Raw genomic sequence first — 24,302 nt, 5'->3', positions numbered from 1 at the left:
GCTCGCCGGTCGCCACGCGGCGCGGGACGGGCCCATCTGGCAGCCCGGCGGTGCCGCTCGGGTCACGAACGCCCAGATCACGCCGAGCAACTGCGGGGCACTCGGCGGGCCTTTCCTGGTGCGCCGCTGGACGTCCCCACGCAGCGCCCGGACAGGCGGCGACCTCCGGGCGGGCCACGTAGCGCAGGGTCACTGGTCCGGATCACACTACAGGGCTGAAGTTCATTCATGTCATCGTGAGAGATAACTCCGGTTTCAGACACTGCTGTCACCTTGCCCAGGGGCACCGGAGCAGCCGGTCCGCACGGCGGAGCGGGCACGCGAAAACACACACCCGTCCGGGCACACGCGGGGTAACGACGCGGGACGGTGACCGTCGACGCGGCGACAGGCAGCGCGACACATCGAGCGTGCCCTGCTAACTCCGAGGCGGTGGCGGGGCACGATGAAGCCACCGTCGGCGGACTAGGCCCCCTTCGGCACCGCGTCAACGAAAACCTGGCGGAGGGACTCCTTGGTCTGTTCCGTCAGGTACCCTCGGCCGTCCTTCTCCAGGGGAGCGAGCGCATGCTCACGAACCTCGGCATGCGTCGAGAGACCCGGGCAAATGAATACTGCGATGATTCGTAGGGCGCGGAGCAGGTCCTCGTCCGTCAGGACGTTCAACGGCGGCAAAGCCTGCTTGAGCGCCTCGAAGAACACATTGCACACCTTGCCAACAAGAAGTTCGACGACTCTCTCGTCGAGCTGCCGAGGCCTGCCTTGCACCGACGACTGCAGCACAGCACGGACAACGAAGCCTCGGGCGCCCGATTCAATATCTCCCACCACACCCTGAGCCGCCTCGAGAAATCGGATAATACCCACAATCAGGTCGCACCAGCCGTGATTTGCTAAATCCTTCCGAACCACCTTCGGGTCAAGACCGGACCCCCTGGCGGCTTCATCGATGTCATCCCTCACCGCTGGCCAGACATCCCGGGTGAGGAGATTTGCGATGGCCTCCACCTGATCGGCGTCCGGGCCAGCTCCACCACCTCGAGAGCTGACAGCTACACCTTCAGATATTTCGACCCCACAAATCTTTGCCACCACCTCCCGATTCCCCTTCGTACGCCTGAGGTACGCGCCTCCGGGAACTGTCGTCAGGCTTCCACGAAATTTCTCGAGTCGCCTCCGACGCTCCTCTTCCGGACCACGAGAGAGATTGATACAGCCAGTAAAACCGTGCATTGATCCACCGCACTGCGCACACGCGCAGGACGCCTGGGTTGCATTCTCACATGCCTTGTTATGCAAGGTTGACTCACCCACCAGAACACCTCGACAAATCCGGTCGAAGGAAAACCAGGTACGCGACGGTCAGCACGAACTCCAGCCACCGGACTTTCCCCAAAAAAAATGATCTCTTCACCGATCGCGGCGGCGAGAAGGAGGGAAGCGCGTCTAGACCGCCCGATGACGGTGGCCGGAAGAAATCGAACCTCACCACTACGGTACGCCACCGACATCCAGCTCGCGGGCATTCCTATAAATTCAGGAGTCCAAACTCCCAGGCCTATCGAGGCGCCACTCGCCCGACCAGGCCGGATCGACCCGGGCGACCTGGAGTCGGTGGCCGCCGGAAGGCGGTGGTGGGAGGAACTGGCCGCCGTGGGCGGCGAGGGCCATGTTGGTCAAGCCGTTCGCAGGCCGCTGTGGCGTATCCGCGAATGCGTGTTCGCGGTTACCTGCCCTGGAGTCCGAGCCGGTCGACCCGCGGCTGTAGCCTCCGGCCGCCGAGAGCGGACCATCCGACGCCGGCGCATCGCGCCGGCCGATTCAGGCTTCTTCGTCGCGGCGGTCGTCGTGCCCGCGGCGACGGCGCACTCGCTCGGCGATCCCGTTCGAGAGCTTGCCCGTCACCGATCTGCTCCGCTCAAATGTCTCGATACCGAGGCGCCTGGCGGCATCCACGCCTACCGCTCCTGTCTCGAGCGCCTTGTCTCTCGCCTCGGCGGCGGCGTCCGCCCACCGTCTCGCGTCCAACGGTTGCCGACCGCGCGCGATCCCGAGCCGCGTCTGGAAGTCGACGACGGCGATCGCGACATCGTTACCCGACTGCACCGCAGCCGGCGACGCGTTCGGGTGCAGCAGCACCTTCGTGTTCGCCGTGCCGACAGCCGCGTCGACGCGCGCGATCAGTTGCTCAGTGCTATGCGTGATGATCTCCAACCGGTTCTTCCGAGCGGCCCGAAGTCCGCAGCGATGCCGGTCCAGCTCATCCGCGGACGCATCGAGCACGCGGTCGATTTCGATAATGGCGATCATGTCCTGCAGCTGGACGCACCGAGCCAGCACAGCGAGCCACTCCCGAACCGTGGCCTCGGCGTCTTTGGACGCCTTGGCGAGATCACCGATCCTGGTCTTACGCTCCGTCTTCTCGGCGAGCGCGTCGAGCTGCCTCAACGCGTAGGCCTGGGTCTTCGCGATCGCCATCGACGCAGCGGGCATCTTCGACCAGGTGACCTCGGAGACCCGACCCACCTCCCCTCGGACGGTCATGGCCTCCTCGATAACGAAGCCCGCTCCGACCATGTCCGCCAACACTCCGTCCTTATGGGCACGGAGCACGTCGTCGACCTTCTCGTCGATCGCGGCGAGATAGTCGGTGATCTCATCCATGGTCTGCTGCATCGCGAGCTGAGCCATGAGACCTGCGGCACCAGCCAGAAATGCCGGATTGGTCAGCGATGCTCCGGGCGTCCTCGCGAACTCGACGATCCCCTTGATCCTTCCATTGTCCATCAAAATACCGCGGCTGGAACCGGCCGTCGAACCTTTCATCGGCTCATATTTCTTGAGAGCCTCTGCAGATTTTTCAGTCAGCTTCACCCAGCGCCCCGAGTTGGCTGCGACCTCGGAGCCCGCCTGCGCGGCACCCGCCGCGGCGCGGAGGGCTGATCCGAGCCTTGGTAGTCCGAGGTCCTTCGACGGCAGCCCTTCGGAGACGAGAAAGCGATCGACCGCAGCCGGGCTTCCGATGACCGCCAGGCCGTCGCCGTCACTTATCAGCCGAATATCGTCATCCATTTCCGGCTCCCAGAGTGGTACTCGGCAGTTGAGGGCGTGACTACGCCCGGACCAGGGTAATGGTGCGTCCGGCAGGGCTTGTTGCGGTCGTGATGATGGTGCGCTCGACGATGTCGGCGGCGTTCGGGCGTTGGTCGAAGACTACGAGAACTCCGGTGGCCAGGCCCAGGCGGTCGAGGTAACCGTCGAGCTGGCGCAGGCCGGCGCGCAGCGGGTCGGCCCGGCCCTCGCGCCACACCTTGAGCTCGAGAGCTTCCCGCTGGAGGCGGCGGGTGCCGTCCTCGGCGAAGTGCGGCCAGCGGATCAGCAGGTCTGTACGCCCGGTGCCGACGCCGTACTCGCGGTCGACGTTGCCACCGCCGTTCACGACCCGCTGCAGAAAACCCATGAGCACCAGTTGGGGTGCGGCCTCGTGGTAATAGTCGCGAGAGGTGAGGAACTCGCCGTGTTCCATCCAGAACTCGGTGAACTCGCTGAGCATTTTCGGCAGGTCGAAGGTGCCGTCGGGGCGCACGAACGACCGCGGGTCGGCGATCACGCTTTCCTGAATGCGGCTGGCCAGGACCCGCACGATCACCTCTCGGTAGATCGGGTTGGCGGCCCGCACCGGCGGATCCTGCGCGATCAGGCCCAGATCGCGCAGGTAGGCGATGTCATCGTCATACGGCTCGATCGTCAGGACGTCCCCGGCGAGCACCGGGCCGAGGACGCGGCGAACCCGCGGCTCCGCGAGCCTGGCCGCGAGCGAGTCCAGATGTGTGGCACGGGCCAGGATCAACCGTTCCTTGGCCTGCTCCACATGGTCAACAGTGATCGGCTCGGCGGGCGGGACCGCGAGTTTCTCGACGATCTCACGGGCGAGCGCGTTGACCAGCCACGGCTGGCCAGCGGTCAGCTCGACTGCTCGGTCGACGGCAGCCGAGGTGAACTCCTGCCCAGTCTCGGCGGTGTGCTGGCCGTAGAGTTCACGCACCTCGTCCGCCGTGAAGTCGCCCAGCCGTAGCGACTCCAGCTTGATGTTGAACGGGCTGGACGTCCCCAGCCGTGCGGGGTCACCACCGGAAGCCGTTTTATAGTCGCGGACATCGCGCAGACCGCACAGGGCGACCGAGGCTGGAAAGCTGCCAGGGCGACCGCGGTAACCATCCCGCAGCTGGCTGAGCACGCTGATCAGGGACTGCCCGCGCAGCGCGTCGATCTCGTCGGCGAACAGCACCAGCGGCCGCGGGCAGGCCTGCGCCCACGCGGTCAGGGCTGCTACGAGCAAAGATCCTTCCGCGGCCTCGGGCCAGGCCGGAGGCCACAGCGGCAGCGGCAGTACCCGCTCGGCCTCCGCCCGGATCCGTTCCAGGACCGCACGGCTCGCCGAACCGATGTCGTCCTCCCACGCCCGCCCGGACTCGCAGGAGAACAGCAGCGCGGCGTACCGGCCGGCGGCGGTCAGCTCACGGGCGAGTGCTTCCAGCGTCGTCGTCTTGCCCGTCTGCCGGGGCGCGTGAACGACGAAGTAGCCTTCCTGCTCGACGAGGCCCAGCGCCTCGGGCAGCCGCGCCGCCGCCGGAACCATGTAGTCGATTCCGGGCCGACACGGACCCGCGGTGTTGAACCGTCGACTCACCGTCACCCCCGACCGCCGGGACCGATGCCACTCACCTGCCCGGACAACCACCTTACGTAGCCGCCGTCACGGTCCTGGCCGCCCTGGCCATGCGACAACACCACGAGCTCAGAAGGTCAGGTCGGACCAGGTGATGGTGAGCGGAATGGGATTCGTGACCTCGGGTGGGAGGCCGGCCTCGTCCTTCATGACGGTGCCGAGGTGTTTGTAAACCATGCTGGCGTGGTCGAGCGCGAAACGCTCGATGCTGGTCACCCCGTCGTTGTCGAGCCGGGTGATCCAGTAGTGCGGGATACCAGCCCGGGCGTACTCGCCCAGTTTGTCGGTGGTGTCCTGGGTCTCCGAGCCGGGCGAGACTATCTCGACGACGAGCAGGGCGTGCTCCGCCCGTAGCCGCTCGCCGCGGGAACGGTCCAGGCAACGATAGAGGATGACATCCGGTCGGCGGTTAAGTAGCGGGACGTCCCGAAGCCGCAGGTCAACGTCGTTGTTGACGGTCAGGCAGCCGTACCGGCCGGATCGCACCGCATCCCGGGCGTGCCGCTCCAGTAGATTGGCCAGCCTCCGACCCGCTGTCTGGTGCTCGGGGGTCGGCGCCTCGCAGAAGATGACATAGCCGTCGACGATCTCGATCGCCCGGGCGATCTCCTCGGGCAATGCCTCGTACTCGGCGGCCGTCACCCGGGCGGGCTGCGGGCGCAGGGCACGCAGCCAGCTGTCCTCCGGCAGCGCCGTCGACACCATCGCCTCCTCGGTGGGATGAACCATGGCGGGCCCGACCGTCCCGTTGGCCGGAACCGCCCACGCCCAGCGTAGGTCCCGTCTGGTCACGGAGCGCAGGCCGACCCGTCCTGGTGGAACTGCACGGATTGAGCCTCGGCGGCAGCGACGGACATGGCGGTGAGACGGTCGGAGACCCCCGCCTGTTCGCAGTTCCATCGAATCCAGTCGGGGAAAAGCGACTTCGCGTCGGCCGTGACCGGATCGGTCGTCCAGTCGCCCATCACTTCCCGGAAGTACCGGACCCGGTGCGGCGAAGCGCCGTGCCGGGCTTCCGGCAGGCATCCGTCAAGCCATTCCCCGGCGAGCAGGTCGGCTGCCTCGACGTCCGGAGGCTCGCCGTGCCGGGCGGTGTACCAGGTGGTGAACGCCGCGACGGTCGGCTCCGGGTCGGCGTCGCCGTACAGGGACTTCCACGCCGGCAGCGGTGTCCCGCGCCGCTTCCAGGCATCGGCCACGTCGATGCCGCGACGCAGTGCCCGAAACCAGTTGTCCAATGCGGAATCCGACTCGTCACCATCGACTTCCATCTCGTCCTGGTCCGCCTGGACGAGGCACACCAGGTCGTCGGCCGTCGTCACAGGCCACGGCTCGGTGCCGGCGGCGGGCTCACCGGCATACCTCCGCCAGGCAGCGGCGGCCTGCGCGACGTCATCGTGCACGCCCGCATTGGCGATCGTGACCACCCCGCAGGCGTCGATATCGAAGAGGAACACCGACGGGTCCAGCCCGCCCGGGTAGGTGAAGCCGGCGATCACCGCCAGGCGGGTTCCGTACGCATCCCGCATCTTCCACACCTCGCCGGTCGCGGCGATCTCGAGCAGCGCATCAAGCCAGGACAGCTCCGGCGCCACGCCGAGCAGGTGCGGCACCAGGCTCCGGAGCGCGCTCGTCGCGCCGAACGCGAGCGGCGGGACAGCGACCGAGGCGATGCCGTACAGCAGGCGCCATGGCGCTTCCCACCCATCGCTACCCGCCTCCAGCTCACCGCGAGCGTGCTCGGCCAGCGCGGCGATGACCTCCAGCAGCCACCAGTCGAACTTGCCGCCGAGCTCATCGCGCACGGCGAGGCGCAGCTGCCGGCCGAGCATAGTCGACGTCGTCTCCTCCAGCGCCCGCGGACCGTCAGCGGACAGCACGACACCGGCGTCGTCAAGGATCTCCTCGATCGCTGGCTGGAACCAGGTCGGTTCCTCGCCGCGCCGCAGCCGGGACCGCAGATGTGCGAGAACCGTCGGCCAGTCCGGATCGGCACGCTGGCCCCCAGCCCCCGACCTCTGCCCGGAGCCGGGACGGCCGGCGGGCCGCTTCCTGCTTTTCTTCGGCTTGCGTCCACGCGACACCGGCGACATGTCGACGATCGTATTGACTGCCCATCCTGGTCCCGGGCGCCCACCGGTGATCCGTCTGTAGCCCGAGGGTGAAGGTGGCTCGTGACTACCGGTACCGCCGTGCCACTGCGGTGAAAGCCTCCTTGGGCTCCCACTCCAGGTCGGGGTAGGTATGCCCCTGGCGCCCTTCGAGGAGTCTGACGATGCCCAGGCTGGCGCGGTCCAGGTCGTCGCGGGGGTCACCGTCGGGGCGGTAGGGGAAGCCGGACAGCGCGAAGAGGTAGACGAATGCGCTGTCCACGCCTTCGGTGTCGAAGATTTCCAGCAGTTCGCTGAGGTATGCGGCCTGGCCGGTCTCGTCGCGTTCGTATATCCCTTTCAGCCGCACCGGTGCCCCGGTGTGCGGGTCGTATTCGACAACTTCCAGTACCCGCCCACCCCGGTCCCCCGCGCCGCGGTAGGCCGCGGTGCCAAAACCGGTCAGGGCCAGCGGCTTCGGGCCTCGTGCCAGGGCACGCACCCCCTCTCGGAATCGGTCGGCGACCTCGGCTGAGCGGATCAGTTCGAATGTCATGAAGTCGAAGGGAGTCCAGTCGACCTGCTCGAACTGGATGGATGCGTAGGTCAGCTTTCCCCGGAAGCGCTCGCGGATCGCTGCCGCGGCGTCGCGCAGGAACGTGTTGATGCGCACGCCGAGCTCGCTCATCGCGTGCGCTCGCCGCTCGGGATCGCTTATGAGCTGCGTGACCCGCTCCTCCGGGCGGTCGCCGGGAAGGAAGCCACGGTTCATCACACTCAGCTCCACACCGGCGACGAACACGATGGTGGCGCCCTGCATCCGTAGCCGCTCGGCCCGTTCGGCGCAGTCGCGGAAGAGCGCGAGGATCTGCTGCGGGTCCAGCTCCAGGGGATAGGGCGAGAACCAGACCTCCAGACCGAGCTCGGCGGCGCAGCCGGCGGCCAGCTCCAGTCGGCCCGGGTCGCCGCCGATGATCTGAACCGCGTTGCAGTGCAGGTCGTCGCGGATGACGGTGAGTTCGCGTCGCACGACCACGGGGTCAAGGTGCTCACGGGAGATCCGGCCGTGTGTGACGAGTCCGGTGTCGTAGGTCATTCCTCTGGCTCGCATGGCGTCATCCCTTCCATCGGTCGCGGTGGAGCCGAGACTCGCAGAAAAAATGCGCGCACGCAAATTTGCGTGTACGCAGTCATCTGTGGAAGGCTGGCATCGTGACATCACCACCGGGGCTGCGAGAGCGGAAGAAGCAGGCCACGCGCGAGGCGCTGCGCGAGGCGGCCCTGCGCCTGGCCGTGGAGCGCGGACCGGACGGAGTGCGCGTCGAGGACATCGCCGAAGCGGCAGGGGTCTCGCCACGCACGTACAACAACTACTTCGCCAGCCGCGAGCAGGCGATCGTCGCCGCCGTCACCGCGGACCGGGAGGCACGGATCGCGGCGGCGGTGGCGGCCCGGCCCGCCGAGGTGCGCCTGGCCGCCGCGGTCACCGAGGCGGTGGTCGAGCAGTACACGAACACCCGCGAGGACGAACGTGCGGCACTGCTGCTGATCACCACCCGGACCGCGCTGCGCGCGGCGTTCCTCGACAGCACCGCCGGCATCGAGGCCCCTCTTGCGGCGGTGATCGCCGAGCGCCTCGGCGATGCCGAGGCACGCACCGCCCGCGTTCTTGCGGCGAGCGTGGCCACGGCCGTGCGCATCGCGCTCGACGAGTGGCTTCAGGGCGCAGGCACGACCGGCGCCGGCGCGACAGGACTGCTCATACCCTCCGGCCCGCTGCCCGACCTGCTCCGCGGCGCGCTGGCCCCGCTCGCGCCCGCTTTCGACGCCGCCGAGAGCCCCACCCGGTCGTCATCACCCTGACGTGCGGCACGCCCGACCGGTTGTCCGCGACTGTCACCGGGTGCGGTCGGAGTGGGTGCGAGCGGCCGCCGCGCTGGAAGAAGCGTTGACCAGCAGCGGTCTGTGCACGCCGGTGAATGGGCTACGAGGCTGGCGCTGCTCCGGACGTCCCCGCCAGGGCGGTGCCCAGCCGGCCGGCCACCTCGATGAGCCGGCTGCCGAGCTCGGCGATGCGGGCACCGGACAGCGGCGCGGGCAGGCAGGTCAGGCCGAGCAGCAGGACCGGTTGGGCCCCCGGGCCGGGTACCGCGATGTTGATCGAGGTCGTGTCGTACTCGCGTTCGGGCTCGAGGTCCTGGACCAGGTGGTAGTCATCACCAGTCAGTTCCTCCGTGAGCCGCTCCATCAGCCCGGGCAGGCCGAGGCGGCTGGCGAGGCGACGCAGCTGTTCGGTGGGCGCGGGCGCCAGCTCGACGGCATAGCCCCGCGCCCGGACCGAGGCCAACGCCGCGGCGTAGCGCTCACGGTGCGCGGCCGGCGCCTGCGCCAGCCAGCGATCGGTGTCGTCGCCGGCGAGGACGGCGGTCCCGAACGGTGGACGGAGCGGGACCGTGGAGCCGACCCGCAGGCCGCCGGCCGCGGCCCGTGGATGACGAACCTCGTCGACGACGGTCAACTGGTCTCGGCCGATGGTCAGCACCAGGCAGTTCGCGCCGGCGGCGGCGCTGAGCTCGGCCATCGCCGGCCTGGCGAAGGCGAGCGCGGGAAAGCCGTCGTCGGCCGCCCGGCCGACCGCGACCAGACCCGGGCCGAGGCAGTAGCGCTTGCGGACCGGGTCGCGCAGCAGCCAGCCTGCCGAGGTGAGGGCGCTGAGCATCGAGTGGCAGGTGGACTTGTTCACGCCCAGGCCGCGGGTGACGTCCGCCAGGGTCACGCCCTCGGTGGGACGCAGCGCGATCAGCTCGATGAGCGCGACAACCCTGTCTGTCTGCGGCGATGGGCGGGCCATGTCCGTACTTTTGCCACGCCGGTTGCATAATGCAACCCTTGTGGTGCATGTCTCAACCATGCGAGTCTGCCGCCATGCACGATCTGGTGATCCATGAATCCTGAGTCCTCTCACCTCCATGGGCGCACAGGCACCGCGGCCGGGCTGCTCGACGGGCCGGCTGGCACCGTCCGCACCTACTGCCGGCTCTGCGAGGCCGGCTGCGGAACGGTCGCCACGGTCGAGCGCGGCCATCTCGTCCGTCTCCGGCCGGACCACGATCACGCCGTCACCCGCGGCGCCGCATGCAACAAGGGCCTTCGCGCCATCGACCTGCACCGCGACCCGGACCGGCTGCGGGTACCGCTGCGCAGGGAAGGCGACCGCTTCGTCCCCGTCTCGTGGGACGAAGCCCTCGAGGAGATCGCCGCGCGGATGCGGGACGCCATGTCCGAGCACGGCCCGAGGGCGGCGGGCATCTACATCGGGAACCCGGTCGCGTTCAACGCCCTGGGCAGCGCGGCCTCGGGGCACTTCGCGGGCGCGCTGGGGACGGATCGGGTCTTCTCCGCCGCCACGCAGGACTGTTCCAACAAGTACGCGGTCGCCGAGCTGCTCTACGGCTCGCCGAGCGCGAACCCGATCCCCGATCTCAGGCGCACCGAGCTGCTGCTCGTGATCGGTTCCAACCCGCGGGTCAGCAAGTCGTCGTTCATCAGCGTCGCCAACCCGGTCGTGGAGCTGCGGCGCATCCGCGACCGCGGCGGCCGCGTCATCTTCGTGAACCCCGTCGACGTCGAACCGGACATCGGCCCGACGTTGCAGATCCGGCCGGACAGCGACCCCTACCTGCTCGCCGCGATCCTGCACGAGATCCACCGCACGGTGGGCTTCCGGACGGACGCCGAGCAGGGAACGGTCACCGGTGCCGAGCAGGTCGCCGCGTTCGTCGCCCCGTACTCCCCCGACGCGGTGGCCGACGTCGTGGGCCTTCCCGCCGAGGTCATCGCGCAGCTCGCCCGGGACTTCGCGGCCGCCGGGTCCGCGGCGATCCATGTGTCCACCGGCCTGAACATGGGCCGCCAAGGTGCCCTCGCCTACTGGCTCGTCCAGATGCTGCTCCTGCTGACGGGAAACCTCGACCGGCCCGGCGGTAACTACTTCCCCGCCCGCGGGATCGGGGCACGCTTCGGACCCGTCGACCGGACCGCGGCCTCGTTCTACACGACTCAATGGGGTGACTTCCGGCGCGCGATGGGCCTGCTCCCCGCCGCCCTGCTCCCCGAGTTCATCGGCGCGGCCGAGGAGCCGTTGCGGGCGCTGGTCGTCGTGGCCGGAAACCCGGCGCTCAGCGTCGGCGGCGGACCCCAGCTCACGCAGTCACTGCGCTCGCTCGACCTGCTCGTCACGATCGACCTCTACCGCAACGCCACTGGTGAGCTGGCCGATTTCGTGCTCCCGGCCACCGACCAGTTCGAGCGGGCAGATCTCAACACCTTCGTCCAGGGCATTCAGGTGGAGCCCTACCTGCAGTGGACACCGGCCGTGGTCGAGGCCGACGCGCAGCAGCGCGAGGAGTGGCGCATCCTCGGCCAGATTCTGCAGGCGATGGGCCGCACGCCCCTGCTCGACCCGGCCGCGACCGACGCCCTGCCGCTGCTGTTCGACCGGGCGCTCGCCCCGAAGGGCCTCGACGTGCCCGCGCTGCGCGCGGCGGGCGGCGTCGTGCCGTTACATGAGGACGGCGCCGAACGCTCCCGGGAACGGCTGGGGGTCGACGGCCCGCTCGACTGCGTGCCCGAGGCGCTCGGTTCGACGCTCGCCCGGGGGCACGCCCTGTTCGAGGAGCTCCGGGCCGAGGATCCGGGGCGCTTCAAACTGGTCACGAGACGAACCCGGGACGCGCTGAACTCGGCCATGGGAAACCTGCCGACGAGACGCCCCGGCGACTGGCCGAACCCGCTCTGGATGAACCCGCACGATGCCGCCGGCCTCGGTCTCACCGCCGGGTCGCGGGTCTCGGTCAGCAACGAGTGGGGCGCGCTTGCCGCCGAGGTGCAGTTCGACCCGCGGCTGCGCCCCGGCGTGGTGGCGATGACCCACGGTTTCGGCAATGCGGCGACGACCGGTATGCCGGTGGCCCAGCGCCGTGGCGGTGCGAACGTGAACGTCCTGACACCGCGGGGGCCAGGGGCCTTCGATCCCGTGAGCTGCATGTCCCACATCACCGCGATTCCCGTCGACGTGTGCGCCGAGCCGGACGCCGCCCCATCACCCGTCCGCTAGCCGTCCACCAGCCTTCCGCCGGCCAGCGGCCGGCCGGCACCAAGGAGCTGACCATGCCCGACACCACGGCGCGCGCGACCCCCAGGGAGATCGTCGCCGCGTTCACGGAAGCGATGTACACCCGCGACTGGGACCGCGCGCGCACGTTCTTCGGCCCGGATTCCGTCTACTGGGATGTGCCCACCGGCCCGACCGTGGCGGCCAGGGGCCCGGAGGACATCATCGCCCGGGCCACGTCGGTCCTCGACGCCCTCGTCTTCTACGGCAACGACCATCTTCGGACGGTGGCCTCCGGCGACACGGTCATGACCGAGCACGCGGAGATCTGGCAGTTCGCCGGCGGGGAGAAGATCGTGCTTCCCTGCGTCTCGGTACACGTCATACGCGACGGTGTGATCGCCATCTGGAAGGACTACTGGGACCTCCAGGCCCTCCTCACGAAGGCGCCCCCGTCCTGGATCGCGAACCTTGGACGTGACCGGTCCTGGCTTTACGACGCCACCGGTGTCCGGTGACGGAACCCGTCGCAGTGACAACGGAGGGCACAGCAGTGACGACGAACGAGACCGCGGTGGCGCAGGCCTGGGTCGCCACGAGGCTGGCCGCGCCCACCAGCGCACTCGAGATGCGCGACGTCGACGTACCCGAGCCCGGTCCGGGAGAGGTCCGGATCCGGACGGAGGCGTTCTGCCTCGACTTCAACGACATCGACTCGATCTACGGGCGGTGGGTGTTCAAGACCGATCCCCCGTTCGTTCCCGGCATGGTCGCAGCCGGCGTCGTCGAGCGTTGCGGGGCGGGTACCGACCATCTGCGCGGCGCGCGGGTCGTCGGGTGCACCGCCGGCGGAAAAGGTGGCTATGCCTCGGTCGCCGTCCTCACGGAGCGCACGGTACAGCTGGTCCCGTCCTGGCTCGGCACCGCCGAGGCCGCCGCGATGTACTTCCCGTACATGCTGAGCTGGCTGGCGCTGAAGGAGCGGGCGAGGACCTCCGCAGGCGATGTCGTGCTGATCCACGCGGCGGCCGGCGGGATCGGGTCGGGCGCCGTGCAGCTCGCCAAGGCGACCGGAGCGACCGTGATCGCGACGGCCGGCTCGGCGGAGAAGGTCGAGTTCGCGCGCGGCCTCGGCGCGGACTACGCGGTGAACTACCAGGAGGATGACTTCGTCGCGTACACCCTGGACGTCACCAACGGCAGGGGCGTCGACGTCGCGTTCGACACCGTCGGCGGGCAGACGACCCGCGACACGTTCCGGGTGATGGCGTTCAACGGCCGCCATCTGATCATCGGCTATTCGGCCGACGCGGCCGCCGAGGAGGCGGGCGTCAACCTCCAGCCGAGCATCTACGGAAACTTCGATATCTGTGGCGTCTGCTTCATGACCGTCGAGAACCCCCGCCCCTCCCGGGCGTTCGGGATGAACTTCATGTCGACGGCGAAGGGCATCGACATCTGGAACGAGATCCTGCAGCTGGCCCGACGGGAGATCGTGCGACCGGTCATCGGCCAGCGCATCACGCTCGCCGACGTCCCCGAATGGCTCGACGCCATGGAGAACCGCCGGACCAAGGGCCGCACCGTCGTCACGCTTTGAGGGCAGTACCCGCCCACGGCAACGGCAGCCCCCTTCCGCATAGTCGTACCGCACCGTCGTACCGCGTACTAGGAGCCGACCATGTCCGACGCCCCGTCCACGACGAGCCCCGAGGCGCTTGTAGCGGAGTTCTGGGAGACACTCTTCGCCCGTGACTGGGAGCACCTCCACGACTTCTTCGGTGACGACTCCGTGTACTGGGACGTGCCCGCAGGGCCCACCCTGGCGGCCAAGGGGCCGAAAGGCATCGTCGCTCGCGCGAAGTCCGTCCTGGACAGCCTCGCCGCCTTTGAGAACGATCAGATCAGGACAGTCAGCGAAGGCGACACGGTGATGACGGAGCATCACGAGATCTGGCGCTTCGCCTCAGGCGAGGAGATCGTGCTGCCCTGCCTGTCGGTGCAGGTCGTGCAGGACGGCGTGATCACCCTCTGGAAGGACTACTGGGATATGCAGACCCTGATGGGCCCCGCACCCGCGGAATGGCGCGAGGCTCTCGCCAACGGCGACTTCTCCTGGATCGTCGATGCCACCGGCAGCCGCTAGCACGTCCCTCCCGTCCGGTTCCTCACCGGTTAGAAGCCCGTAGGACGGCCTAATAGGGCAGCGGAGGGCTGGATGCGATTCCGGGAGGCCTTTCAACCCGTCACAGACGGCGATGCACACGTCCTCGACACCCCGGTTACGGATCTCGGTGAGGACCTGGAACTCGGTTCGGACGGCCTCTCCGGTCAGTGCTCCGCGGTGACAGTCCGGTTCCGACCCCCGCGTTTCGCGGCATACAGGGACTGATCGGCGCGTTCCAGTACTGCGGGGATCGAGGACTCCGCAGATTCGAAGGACGCCGTACCGACACTGACGGTAATTGTCAGTGGACCGGTGGAAGTCGGCACGGGGTGTGTGCATACAGCTAGCCGGACACGTTCGCCGAGCGCGTAGGCCATCTCGGCGTCGCCGGTAACGAGGACGGCGAACTCCTCCCCGCCAAGGCGCCCGGCGAGATCGTCACTTCTCAACGACCGCTCGATCCGCCGGGCGATCTCGACAAGAACTTCGTCGCCGATATTGTGACCGTGCGCGTCGTTCACCTGCTTGAATCGGTCAACGTCGATCATCATGGCGGACATAGCTGCCCCCGCTTGCGCGCGGACGCCCGCTTTCACACGTGCCTGTTCAAGGAAATGCCGCCGGTTGGGTAGCCCGGTGAGGGGGTCGGTCGCGGCCGAATGCCGTGCCTCCTCATACAGACGCGCGTTCTCGTAGGCCGTCGCCGCGGTGTCGAGGACCATCCGCGCCACCTCGGTCTGGAGGGCCCGCTCCTGGCCCTCGTTCTGGGAGGCGAGCACGAGGATGGTCGGGACGGCGCGGGGCGGGGCGACCGGTAGCGCCAGCCAGGAGGTCAGCGGACAGGGCGTGCCCGGCAGGTGGACAGCGACCTTGGTGTCGCTGACCGCGACACCGTCGAAGGCAGGCGCCAGCTGGGCCGGGGGATCCGGAAGAACCGTCCCAACCGCGCGCGAATCGACGTTTCCGGTGACCTCCATGACCCGCATCATCGCCTGGGGCCGCCGTTCCAGTACCCACGCCGCGTCATGCGGAAGGACAGGCCGCGCTGCGGCCAGGACCCTCGGCAGGACGTCTCCTGACCGCAGCGTCGCCCCTGCCTGCTCGGCGACCTCGCGTAGCACCTCAGCCAACTCGCGTTGCCGGCGTTCGGTGGCAAGGCGAGTCTGCAGACGGGCGGCCTCCGCCGTGCGCAGCGCGATCCCGACCTGCTTGGCCAGTGTCACGAGAACGTCAACATCGTCCTCGGTGAACAGGCCCTTGGCGACCTGGCTGTCTATGTAGATCACCCCGGCAGCGCGGCCCTCGATCGGGACCGGAGCGGCCAGGATGCTCCGCAGTCCATGCTGGACCGCGCTGTCGGAGCCGAGCGCCGCCCCTTCCGAGGTGCCGGTCACGACCAGAGGGTTTCCCTCCGCGTGAACCCGGGCGACGATGCTACGGGCGTAGCGAGACAGATCCATCGGGGCGTCTTCCCCGGCCGTCCGCCAGGCGTGGGGTATCAGCGCGGCGGCATTGTGCGGGTGCGGCCGGTCTCCATCTCCGGTCGGGTCCGCGGGAAAGAGGAGGATGGCACGGTCCGCGCCGAGAATATCGATGATCTCGGTGAGGACGATGTCAGCAACCGCGTCCGGATCGAGTGTCACATCCGCAGCGGCACTGACTCGCAGGAGTGCGTCGAGGCGGCGCCGGTCCCGGCCCGAACTCACCACGGCAGGCTTCCCGACCTGACTGTTCGCACTGTCGGAGAGTTCGAACTCGTGTCGGACTGCACGCCCGCGTGGGACCCAACCGTAACCGTCCGCCAAGGACAGGGCATACCTGGCCTGCTCACGTGCCTGGCGATCGCGGCCGAGCGAGCGCAGGCACCGTGCCCGCTCGACGAACACGTCGAAGGTGATTCGGGGAGCGTCCAGCCGGAGGGCGAGCCGTTCGGCCGCCGCCAACCATCTCAATGCCCGTCCTGGCCTGTCGACCAGTTGGTCCGAAATGGCCTTGAGCACAAGTAGATCAGCACGGAACAGGGGCGTCACCGCAGCCGGCAACGCCTCTCTCAAGCAGCGGCGGGCCACCCTCACCCGCCCCGCCCGATCATCGCCGATCGCCAGCCGCGCCTGTTCAAGGCGCCCTCGCGCCCTGGTGATCCAATAGTATCTATAGTATTTTGCCGTCCGCAGCGGCGTGCAGCCGAGGGCATCGGCCTGGGTCACCAGCCGGTCGAAATCCTCTCCGAGTCGACCTTCCTCAAGGTCGTTCTGCATCAGACCGTGATAGGCGAAGAAGTTGCGGACCGGCTCCTTTTCTGCTGGCGGAAGTTCAGTGAGTGCTGGCCCGAGGCGCTCGCCAGCACCTCCGAGCGCGCGCGACAGTCGACATCTCGTAATTCGGAGGTCATTCAAGACGTGATTGATGCCATTGGCACCCGGTTCCAGACAAGCCAAGCCCTCGCGCCAGAACCCTCGGTAGGAGAGGTCGAGGGTGGCCGCCGTCACCGCGTTGTCATACAGAGAGGCGTCGACCCAGCGGGCCGCCCGACGCAGCGTCGATTCGAGCTGTTCGCTGGCGGCCGTCGTCTCGCCGAGGAACTGGAGCGCGATACCCGCGTAAAGGTCGACCTCCGCGAGAAGGACCGGATTACCGGTCTTGCTCGCCAGCGCCCGGAAGGTGTCGATCGAGCGGCGCACCGCCCGCCCTCGACCCAACTCCGCCGCCGCGACGTTGATCATTACGTGTCCGCGGATGAAAAGCTCACCGATGCCAACCCGTCGCATCGCGTACAAGCCACTGAGATGCCACAGAAAAGAGGGGACGTGGAAAAGGAAGAGCGCGTTGGGGCCGCCGACCTCGTGTAACCGCAGCTCGATCTCGTACCGCCGTCTTGTCTCGCCGGTCGCCGTTCCGAACCCGGTCGCCGGCCAGCGCACGATCCAGGCACAGAGCAGACGGCCCAGCGCTACCGGGCCGACCAGCGCCGAATTCGGGAACGGTCGCCCGACCTCGGCGAGGCCCTGACGGACATGGGTGGCCGCAGCAGTGTAGTTCCGCATCCCGTACTCAACGCCCGCCGCCTCGGCATGCAGTACCGCCCGGGCCAGCGCGTCGCTCTCCAGCTCCAAGGCACGCGCGAAGTGCACACGCGCCTGATCCGGGAGGATGCGGCGGGAGCAGGCAAGACCGAAGCCCGTTTCGAACGCGGCGTCGGGGGCGACGCCGGCCCGCTCCGCCGCCTTCGCGGCCGCGCGAAACATATCCTCCGCCTCGACCGGAGCGCGCTCGGCGAGCGCGGCCTCGGCCGCGGCCCTGGTATGACGATATTGCCGGGCCGCCGGCAGTCCTCCGCTGATCGCGTGGCGGGCGACGGCGAAGAGGTCGGTGCCGCAGGTCGCGCCTCTCGCTTCCAATGCGTCGGCGATCGCCGCGTGCGCGCGGCGCAGGCCATCCTTGCCGAAGGTCAGCAGCAGCGCCTCGCGCACGCAGTCGTGCACGAAGGACCACCGGCCCTGCGCAGGCGTGACGAGTTGGTGGTGCTCGGCGTCGGCGAGGGCGAGCCTTACGCGTTCCGGAAGAGCACCGGACGAGGCCGCCAGCACGTCCACGTCGAACTGGTGCCCGATCGCCGCCGCGGTTCTCAGCAACGGCAGCGCAGCGGGGCTCAGGGCAGCGACGCGACGTCTGATCAGCCCCAGCACGTGGTCCGGGAGGGCGAGCGAGTCGAATCCCTCCCGGTCAAGATCGAAACCACTCCATGAAGGCTGAATCAGGCCGGCATCTATCACTGCCCGCACATACTCGAAGACCGCAAGCGGGCTACCGGACGAACGGATTGCTATGTCCTGGACGAAGCGGTCGTCGGCGACATCGCCGAGAAAGCTCCGGATCAGCTCGGCGACCTCGGGCTCGCTGAGCGGCTCCAGCCAGACGGCGACCCTGCGGGAGGTCCCGGCCGAGAGCAGTCCGGCGGCGTCACGGGCGGTCGCGACGACCAGCAGCGGCGCCGGCGCCGGATCGCGGGCGATCTCCTCGAGGAGTTGGCGGTCCGCCGCGCCGAGCCACTGCGTGTCATCCACCCACAGCAGCAGGCCCCCGCTGAGCCGGGCCAGATGCCGAACGAATCGCGCCGCGGCCAGCCGGAGCTGAACTCCAGTGTCCGCCACGTCGACCGTTTCCGGTTTCCGAGGACGGTCGGGATCGCCTAGGCAGGGATGAAGATGGGTGAGCGCGGCAGCATCATCACCGGCGGCCGCGCGCAGTCGCGTGAGCGGGGCCTCGGCCGTAGGGCCGGCTGCGGGCGGCGCGCGCAGATAACTGTCCACCAAGGCGTGGAACGTGGCGAACGGCGCGTCTGCCAGATCAGCGCACTTCGCCTCCATCAGGATGGTCCGAGGAGACGCGCATGCCTCCCGGACGAACGTCCGGACCAGATGGGTCTTACCCAGACCCGCGTCGCCGCCGACACCGACCACGGTTCGCTCCCCATCGCCGCCGCGGCACCGGTGCCAGGCCGTCCGCAACACCTCGAGCCACACGGCGCGACCGACCAGACGGTCCGCCGACCCGTCGGGGCACGGCTGGGCCGCCGCCGTAGGCGACTCCAGCTCGGCGACCGCGCCAAGCGCCGCCAGCAGATCCTCCGCGCACTGGAAACGGTCATCCGGGTCCTTGGCCAGGAGAGTGCGGACGATGTTCGCGAGACCCGGCGGGATACCCTCGCGTCTGCTCCTCGGGTCTGGCGGCGCTGCCACGGCGTGCAGCCTCATCAGCCCGGCGACATCGTCAGCCTCGAACGGCGGCGTGCCGGTGAGGCACAGATGCAGCACGATGCCGAGGGCATACAGGTCCGAGCGGGCGTCCACGGGCCGGTTCAGCATGCCGAGTTGCTCCGGTGCGCTGAACCGGACCGTGCCGACAACGGTGTCCCGTACGACGCCACCGGCCCGACCCAGCAATCCGAAGTCAACCAGGACGGTCCGGCTACTCGGGCCGAGAATGATGTTCGCTGGTTTGACATCCTGATGGACGAGTCCAAGCCGGTGCGCGGCCGCGAGCGCGCTCGCCACGTCTCGACCGACGCGCAGAGTGTCGGGGATGGACAGCGGGCCGGCGCCGAGACGAGCGGCCACCGAATCCCCGTCGACAAGCTCAAGCACCAGGTAGGGCCTGCCGTCGACCTCCCCGGCGGCGAACACTCTGGCGATGTTCGGATGCCGGATGCACGCCAGGACGGTGGCTTCCCTCCGGAAGGAACGGATCACCTCAGCAGGCGGGACATGACGGGACAACTTCACCGCGTAGTGCTCGCCGTTCCGCACAGCGCGATACACCACAGCTGAGGCGCCCTGACCCAGTTCACTCCCCAGGGTCACCCCCGGGATCATCAAAGCTCCCACGTCGACAGGTTCCTTCCATAACCGGCGTAGGTCCCCGCCGGCCGGCTCTGGCGGCCTCCTCCACTGTCACCCGCCGCTTCCCGGTCCGCACGTCGGAAGAGTCGCCAGGCGGGTTCCACATCCACCACAACCACCACCACCCGGCGGACCCGGCGATCTCCGTTGGCCTGGCAGAGGATTCACTCCCTCTCGGCAGACCCACCCGCGCCTGCCAAACGCAGGCCGCGCGGGTGCGGGCGCCGTCGGACTTCGAAGGCGGTTGTTACACGGTTCAGTTACGCCCTCGCGCGATGGTCGACAAAGCGCAGACGAGACCACCACCGGGCCTTCTCAGTCCCCGGCGGGCTGGATGAGCAGCTCACGCCAGCGGTCGATCTCCTCGGTGCTCGCGCCACTCGCGACGAGGAACCCCACGGCGCCCCCCGGGGCGTGATCGAGAAGATCCAGCACGCTGCCGACGGCCCTCGGGTCCAGGGCGGGCACAGCCCCGGAACCCCGGGCGGACGAGCCCGCGGCCCGCAGGTGGGCGTACTCCGCGCGGCGGTCCAGCGCCGCCCTGACCCGCTGGATTCGCTGCTCGGTCGCGAGATAGTCGGCGAGAATCGCGTCCCGTTCGACACCCGCGGCCGCGAGCAGGACCGCCACGACGATTCCGGTGCGGTCCTTGCCCGCCGCGCAGTGCACCAGCGCGGGTGTCCGCCCGCCCGAGACCAGGAACCGCAGAATGCGGACCAGGCCGGTGGCGGCCGATTCAAGCATCGTCGTGTACAAGGCGGCGAGCTCGTCGCCGGCCCGGTAGCGCAACGCCGCCGGATCGGTCAGACCGGAGAGGTCGGCCAGGGGCTCGTGCAGCCAGGAGACGCCGAGCTCCGGGAACCATGCGGCCGCCCGGGGACTCTCGAACGGCGCGCGCAGGTCCACCACCGCACGCAGGCCGACGTCGTTCCCCAGCACCGCGATGTCCTCGGTGGTCAGCGCGTCGAGGTTGTCGCCGCGCAGCAGCGCCCGCGGGCGCACGGCACCGCCGGCCGCGGGCAGCCCGCCCAGGTCGCGGACATTGTGGGCGCCGACGAGCGTGATCCACCGGGGCTCGTGCCGGGTGGCGGTCATGCCGGAACACCCGGGCGTCCCGACAATGCCGCCTTGAATTTCGCGGTGAATTTCGCAGTGAACGCCGCGACGGATTCCGGCAAAGATTCCGTGACGAACAGGATCATGGCGAACAAGAACCCATCTGGTTGGTCTGACAGATTCCCGGGTCGGCGGCACCGCCCGGTGAGGATCTAGCGGTCCGTCCAGGAGACGCCGGTGGGCTGGCACAGGTCCGGTGCCGTCCACGCCGGACGGCCGTCGGCCGTCCGGGAGCCCGACCCCTGAGCACGCAGGAAAGGGCGGGAGCGACGGGAGTCCAGCGCCCGAAGGGCCACCACCAGGGCGGCGATGTCGCTGGCCTCCGGGCCGCCCCTGACGATGCGCAGCGCCAGCGCCCCGGAACCACTCACTGGGGCTGGTTCCCGTGCTTGCGCGCCGGCAGCGGCCGATTCTTGTACCGCAGCATGGCGAGCGCTCTGATCAGGGCCTGCCGGGTTTCCGTGGGATCGATGATGTCATCGACCAGGCCCCGCTCCGCCGCGTAGTAGGGGTGCATCAGCTCCTCGCGGTACTCGGCGATGCGTTGCGCCCGCCGGGCGTCGGGGTCGTCGGCGGAGGAGATGTCCCGCCGGAAGATGATGTTCGCGGCGCCTTCGGCTCCCATGACCGCGATCTCGTTCGTCGGCCACGCCAGGGAGAGGTCGGCGCCCACCGAACGCGAGTCCATCACGATGTACGCCCCGCCGTAGGCTTTGCGCAGGATCACCTGGACCCGAGGCACCGTCGCGTTGCAGTACGCGTACAGCAGCTTGGCTCCGTGCCGGATGATCCCCTGATGCTCCTGGGTGACACCGGGCAGGAAGCCCGGGACGTCGACCAGCGTGACGAGCGGAATGTTGAAGGCGTCGCAGGTCTGCACGAACCGGGCCGCCTTCTCGCTCGCGTCGATGTCCAACGCGCCCGCGAACGCCGCCGGCTGGTTCGCGACGATCCCGACGGTGGAGCCGTCCAGCCGGGCCAGGGCACACACGACGTTCGGCGCCCAGGTCTCGTGGAGCTCGAAGTGGTCACCGTCGTCGACGATCTCCTGGATCACCATGCGCATGTCGTAGGAGCGATATCCCTCGGCGGGCACCACGTCCAGCAGGCGGGTGGTCGGGCGGTCCGCCGGGTCGGTGGTGGCCACGGTCGGCGGCAGCTCACGGTTGTTCGCCGGCAGCAGGGACATCAGATACCGGATGTCGTCGAGGCACGTCGGCTCGTCGTCGTAGGCGCCGGCCGCCACCCCGGACAGCGTGGCGTGGACGTCGGCGCCACCGAGGCCCTCGTGACTGACGATCTCCCCGGTCACGGCCTGCACGACGTCCGGGCCCGTGATGAACATCTGCGAGATCCCACGCACCATGAACACGAAGTCCGTCAGAGCAGGCGAGTAGGCCGCACCCCCGGCGCACGGGCCGAGGATGACGCTGATCTGTGGAATGACCCCGGAGTTCCGGGTGATCCGCTGGAAGATGTCGCCGTAGCCGGCGAGCGCCGTGACGCCCTCCTGGATACGCGCGCCTGCGCCGTCGCACAGCCCGATGACCGGGACGCCGGCGGCGGCCGCCATGTCCAGCACCTTGCTGATCTTCTCGGCGTGGGCCTCGCCGAGCGCGCCGCCGAAGACCTCGAAGTCGTGGGCGTAGACGAAGACGGTGCGGCCCTCGATCGCCCCCCAGCCAGTTATCACACCGTCGGTGTGCGGCCGTTTGTGCTCGATGCCGAACCCGCTGGCCCGATGCCGGCGGAACATCTCGACCTCGTTGAAGGTGCCGTCGTCGAAGAGATAGTCGATGCGCTCACGCGCGGTCCACTTCCCCCTCTTCTTCTGGGCGGAGGTGTCGGCGGCGAGGCCGCCACGTATTCCGCTGCGCAGCGCGTTGAATTCGCGGGTCGCCTCCCGCAGCCGGTTCACCGGCGCCGCGGTCGCGCGGACCAGGTCGCCGTCGCGGGGATCGTGGACTGCTTGGTCGGACACGGTGGTCACACGGGCCTACTCTCATCACTCGGTCGGTCACGGACCAACCTCCTGGTGATGCCTTCCGCGACTGTTGCCTGTCGCTGGCCCCGCGCCTGCCGGCGCGGGTCGGTCACCGCCCGGGCGTGGCGGACGTCCATCGCTCGCGGTCAGCGGGCGACCGGCGGGCCAGCGTCATCGTGAAGCACGCCGGCTTGAGGGTCAGCGTCTGTCGTACGTCGAGGGAGTAGTCGGCGTGGTCGAGCAGGCGGTATCGGTGGACGAGCAGGGCCAGCATCAACGTGCCTTCGTGCAGCGCGAACTGCTGCCCGATGCAGGACCGCTGCCCGGTGCCGAACGGCTTGTACGAGTGCGCCGGGCGCCGGGCCATCTGGTCACGGTCGAACCGGCTGGGATCGAACAGCTCGACGTTGTCGCCCCACACCGGGTCGCGGTGCAGCATGGTGGTCACCACGCTGATCGTCTCACCGGCCCGGACCGGGTACCGGCCGGCCAGCAGGGTGTCGTGTAGCGGGCGCCGGTCGAATGACGGGGCCGTCGGCCACAGCCGCAGCGCCTCCTGAAGGACCTGCCGGATGTAGGTCAGCTTCCGGACCTCGGCGAAGCCCGGTTCGGGATCGGGATCCCCACCGAAGGCGGCGTCGACCTCTCGCTGGGCCAGACGCAGCGTCTCCGGATTCTTCATCAGGTAGTAGAGCGCGAACGACAGCAGCCCGGACGTCGTCTCGTGGCCGGCGATCAGAAAGCTGATCACCTGGTAGCGGACGTTCAGCTCGTCGAGCAGCTCCCCAGTCTGCGAGTACGGGGAGGTCAGCATCAGGTCGAGCAGATCCCGCGGGCCGGTGGTCGGCGCGGCCTTCCGCGCGTCGATCACCTCGTCGACGATCTGGGCCATGGTCGCGCAGTCCGCCCGGTACTGCCGGGTCAGCTCCGGATCCTCGTCGCCGGGTGCCCAGCCCACCTGAAGGCGGCTGTAGGTCAGGGCCCCGTTCATCGCGCTGACGAACGGATGCGGCTCGTCGCGCGCGAACGAGTCGAGGTCGTAGCCGAAGCCGGCGAGGCCGATGGTGTCCAGCGTCATCCTGGTCAGGTCGCCCGGGACGTCGACCGGGGTCGCCGCGGTCCCGGCCGTGCCGCGCGGCCCTGACGCCGCCGCCTGGTCCCAGCGGTCGAGCAGTCGGCGGGCGGCACGGATCATGAACGCGTGGTAGCCGCGCAGGCCGTCGACCGCGAACGCGGGCCGCAGGACCGTGTGCGCCTTCCGCCAGTTCTCCTCCTCCGTGTATGCCGTGAACAGGCCGTCCCCGATGTACTCCCGCGCGAAGCGCAGTCCCGCGCCCAGGTCCTTTCCGAAGCGCGCGTCGTCGCAGACGTCGGCAACCAGCTCCTGGGACGAGATGAGCAGCGGGGCGTAGTCGTCGCTGATTCGCCAGCGGTAGATCGGCCCCAGCCGGCGGGCGACCCGGACGCAGGCCAGGCTGTACCCGTCCGAGCCGAACTCCTCCGCGGTGACGATCGCGTCCGGTATATCGTCGGGAGGTACAGGAGAGGAAACAGCGCTCAGTGTTCCGGCTGCCATGATGACGTCCTTCCTTGGCGAAGACACGGGGCCGGGTTGCGGCTCCGTCCCGCGGTGACCGCGGTGCCGCTCGGCGCGAAGGCCGTTGGTGGCCGCTGGTGGCCGCGCGGTGGGCGACCCGACGCGAC

General features: G+C 69.0%; 17 protein-coding genes and 1 pseudogene. 5 read left to right on the top strand and 13 right to left on the bottom strand.

The features are described from left to right. Positions 1-465: 465 nt before the first annotated feature. From ACG83_RS12615 to ACG83_RS12590, 6 genes are all read right to left on the bottom strand, one after another. Positions 466-1,095 (bottom strand): hypothetical protein, encoded by a 630-nt coding sequence (locus ACG83_RS12615; protein WP_152991355.1) that lies wholly within the window; start codon positions 1,093-1,095, stop codon positions 466-468. Positions 1,096-1,821: 726 nt separating this feature from the next. After that, on the bottom strand, positions 1,822-3,072 hold the full coding sequence (locus ACG83_RS12610; protein WP_054566288.1) for a hypothetical protein: 1,251 nt from the start codon (positions 3,070-3,072) through the stop codon (positions 1,822-1,824). Between the two features lie 40 nt (positions 3,073-3,112). Further along, entirely contained in the window at positions 3,113-4,690 is a 1,578-nt protein-coding gene (locus ACG83_RS12605) for an AAA family ATPase (RefSeq protein ID WP_054566605.1), read from the bottom strand. 108 nt (positions 4,691-4,798) lie between these two features. Beyond that, complete coding sequence (locus ACG83_RS12600) at positions 4,799-5,521, bottom strand: Uma2 family endonuclease (RefSeq protein ID WP_235497847.1); 723 nt, start codon at positions 5,519-5,521, stop codon at positions 4,799-4,801. Continuing rightward, positions 5,518-6,822: a hypothetical protein gene (locus ACG83_RS12595; protein ID WP_054566287.1), complete on the bottom strand. Its 1,305-nt coding sequence runs from the start codon at positions 6,820-6,822 to the stop codon at positions 5,518-5,520. Before ACG83_RS12595 ends, ACG83_RS12600 begins: the two co-directional genes overlap by 4 nt. Positions 6,823-6,907: 85 nt before the next feature. Beyond that, entirely contained in the window at positions 6,908-7,915 is a 1,008-nt protein-coding gene (locus ACG83_RS12590) for a hypothetical protein (protein WP_054566286.1), read from the bottom strand. 113 nt (positions 7,916-8,028) lie between these two features. Between ACG83_RS12590 and ACG83_RS12585 the strand changes: the two genes are divergently transcribed. Continuing rightward, the gene (locus ACG83_RS12585) at positions 8,029-8,682 is read left to right on the top strand and encodes a TetR/AcrR family transcriptional regulator (protein ID WP_054566603.1); all 654 of its coding nucleotides are present in this window, start codon (positions 8,029-8,031) and stop codon (positions 8,680-8,682) included. A gap of 121 nt (positions 8,683-8,803) precedes the next feature. On the opposite strand, the gene ACG83_RS44095 is transcribed toward ACG83_RS12585, so the two are convergent. Then, positions 8,804-9,670, bottom strand: coding sequence for an IclR family transcriptional regulator (locus ACG83_RS44095; RefSeq protein WP_054566285.1), 867 nt, complete (start codon positions 9,668-9,670; stop codon positions 8,804-8,806). Between the two features lie 93 nt (positions 9,671-9,763). Here ACG83_RS44095 and ACG83_RS12575 point away from each other — a divergent pair, with 93 nt between their 5' ends. The 4 genes from ACG83_RS12575 to ACG83_RS12560 all read left to right on the top strand — a co-directional run bounded on the left by ACG83_RS12575 (position 9,764) and on the right by ACG83_RS12560 (position 14,078). Then, positions 9,764-11,935 carry a molybdopterin-dependent oxidoreductase gene (locus tag ACG83_RS12575; protein ID WP_054566284.1) on the top strand — a complete coding sequence of 724 codons (2,172 nt, stop codon included), beginning with the start codon at positions 9,764-9,766 and terminating at the stop codon, positions 11,933-11,935. Positions 11,936-11,988: 53 nt separating this feature from the next. Continuing rightward, positions 11,989-12,450: a limonene-1,2-epoxide hydrolase family protein gene (locus ACG83_RS12570; protein WP_054566602.1), complete on the top strand. Its 462-nt coding sequence runs from the start codon at positions 11,989-11,991 to the stop codon at positions 12,448-12,450. A gap of 35 nt (positions 12,451-12,485) precedes the next feature. Then, the gene (locus ACG83_RS12565) at positions 12,486-13,532 is read left to right on the top strand and encodes a zinc-binding dehydrogenase (RefSeq protein WP_054566283.1); all 1,047 of its coding nucleotides are present in this window, start codon (positions 12,486-12,488) and stop codon (positions 13,530-13,532) included. Positions 13,533-13,613: 81 nt separating this feature from the next. Continuing rightward, positions 13,614-14,078, top strand: coding sequence for a nuclear transport factor 2 family protein (locus ACG83_RS12560; protein ID WP_054566282.1), 465 nt, complete (start codon positions 13,614-13,616; stop codon positions 14,076-14,078). 78 nt (positions 14,079-14,156) lie between these two features. On the opposite strand, the pseudogene ACG83_RS46605 reads toward ACG83_RS12560, so the two are convergent. The 6 genes and pseudogenes from ACG83_RS46605 to ACG83_RS12535 all read right to left on the bottom strand — a co-directional run. Further along, positions 14,157-14,261: pseudogene (locus ACG83_RS46605) on the bottom strand (transposase); the annotation flags it as partial. Between the two features lie 2 nt (positions 14,262-14,263). Continuing rightward, on the bottom strand, positions 14,264-19,471 hold the full coding sequence (locus ACG83_RS12555) for a diguanylate cyclase (protein ID WP_063793044.1): 5,208 nt from the start codon (positions 19,469-19,471) through the stop codon (positions 14,264-14,266). A gap of 342 nt (positions 19,472-19,813) precedes the next feature. Beyond that, positions 19,814-20,593, bottom strand: a complete 780-nt coding sequence (locus tag ACG83_RS12550; RefSeq protein WP_054566280.1) for a tyrosine-protein phosphatase — start codon at positions 20,591-20,593, stop codon at positions 19,814-19,816. A gap of 173 nt (positions 20,594-20,766) precedes the next feature. Then, complete coding sequence (locus ACG83_RS12545; protein ID WP_054566279.1) at positions 20,767-20,985, bottom strand: hypothetical protein; 219 nt, start codon at positions 20,983-20,985, stop codon at positions 20,767-20,769. Next, positions 20,982-22,556 carry an acyl-CoA carboxylase subunit beta gene (locus ACG83_RS12540; RefSeq protein WP_054566601.1) on the bottom strand — a complete coding sequence of 525 codons (1,575 nt, stop codon included), beginning with the start codon at positions 22,554-22,556 and terminating at the stop codon, positions 20,982-20,984. Before ACG83_RS12540 ends, ACG83_RS12545 begins: the two co-directional genes overlap by 4 nt. Positions 22,557-22,707: 151 nt before the next feature. Further along, positions 22,708-24,174: a cytochrome P450 gene (locus ACG83_RS12535; protein ID WP_054566278.1), complete on the bottom strand. Its 1,467-nt coding sequence runs from the start codon at positions 24,172-24,174 to the stop codon at positions 22,708-22,710. Positions 24,175-24,302: the final 128 nt, after the last annotated feature.

Source organism: Frankia sp. R43, from assembly GCF_001306465.1.
In the GTDB taxonomy this organism is placed as follows: Bacteria; Actinomycetota; Actinomycetes; order Frankiales; family Frankiaceae; genus Parafrankia; species Parafrankia irregularis.
Note: the sequence above shows the minus strand (reverse complement) of the source record. Positions and strands in the feature narration are given on the sequence as shown.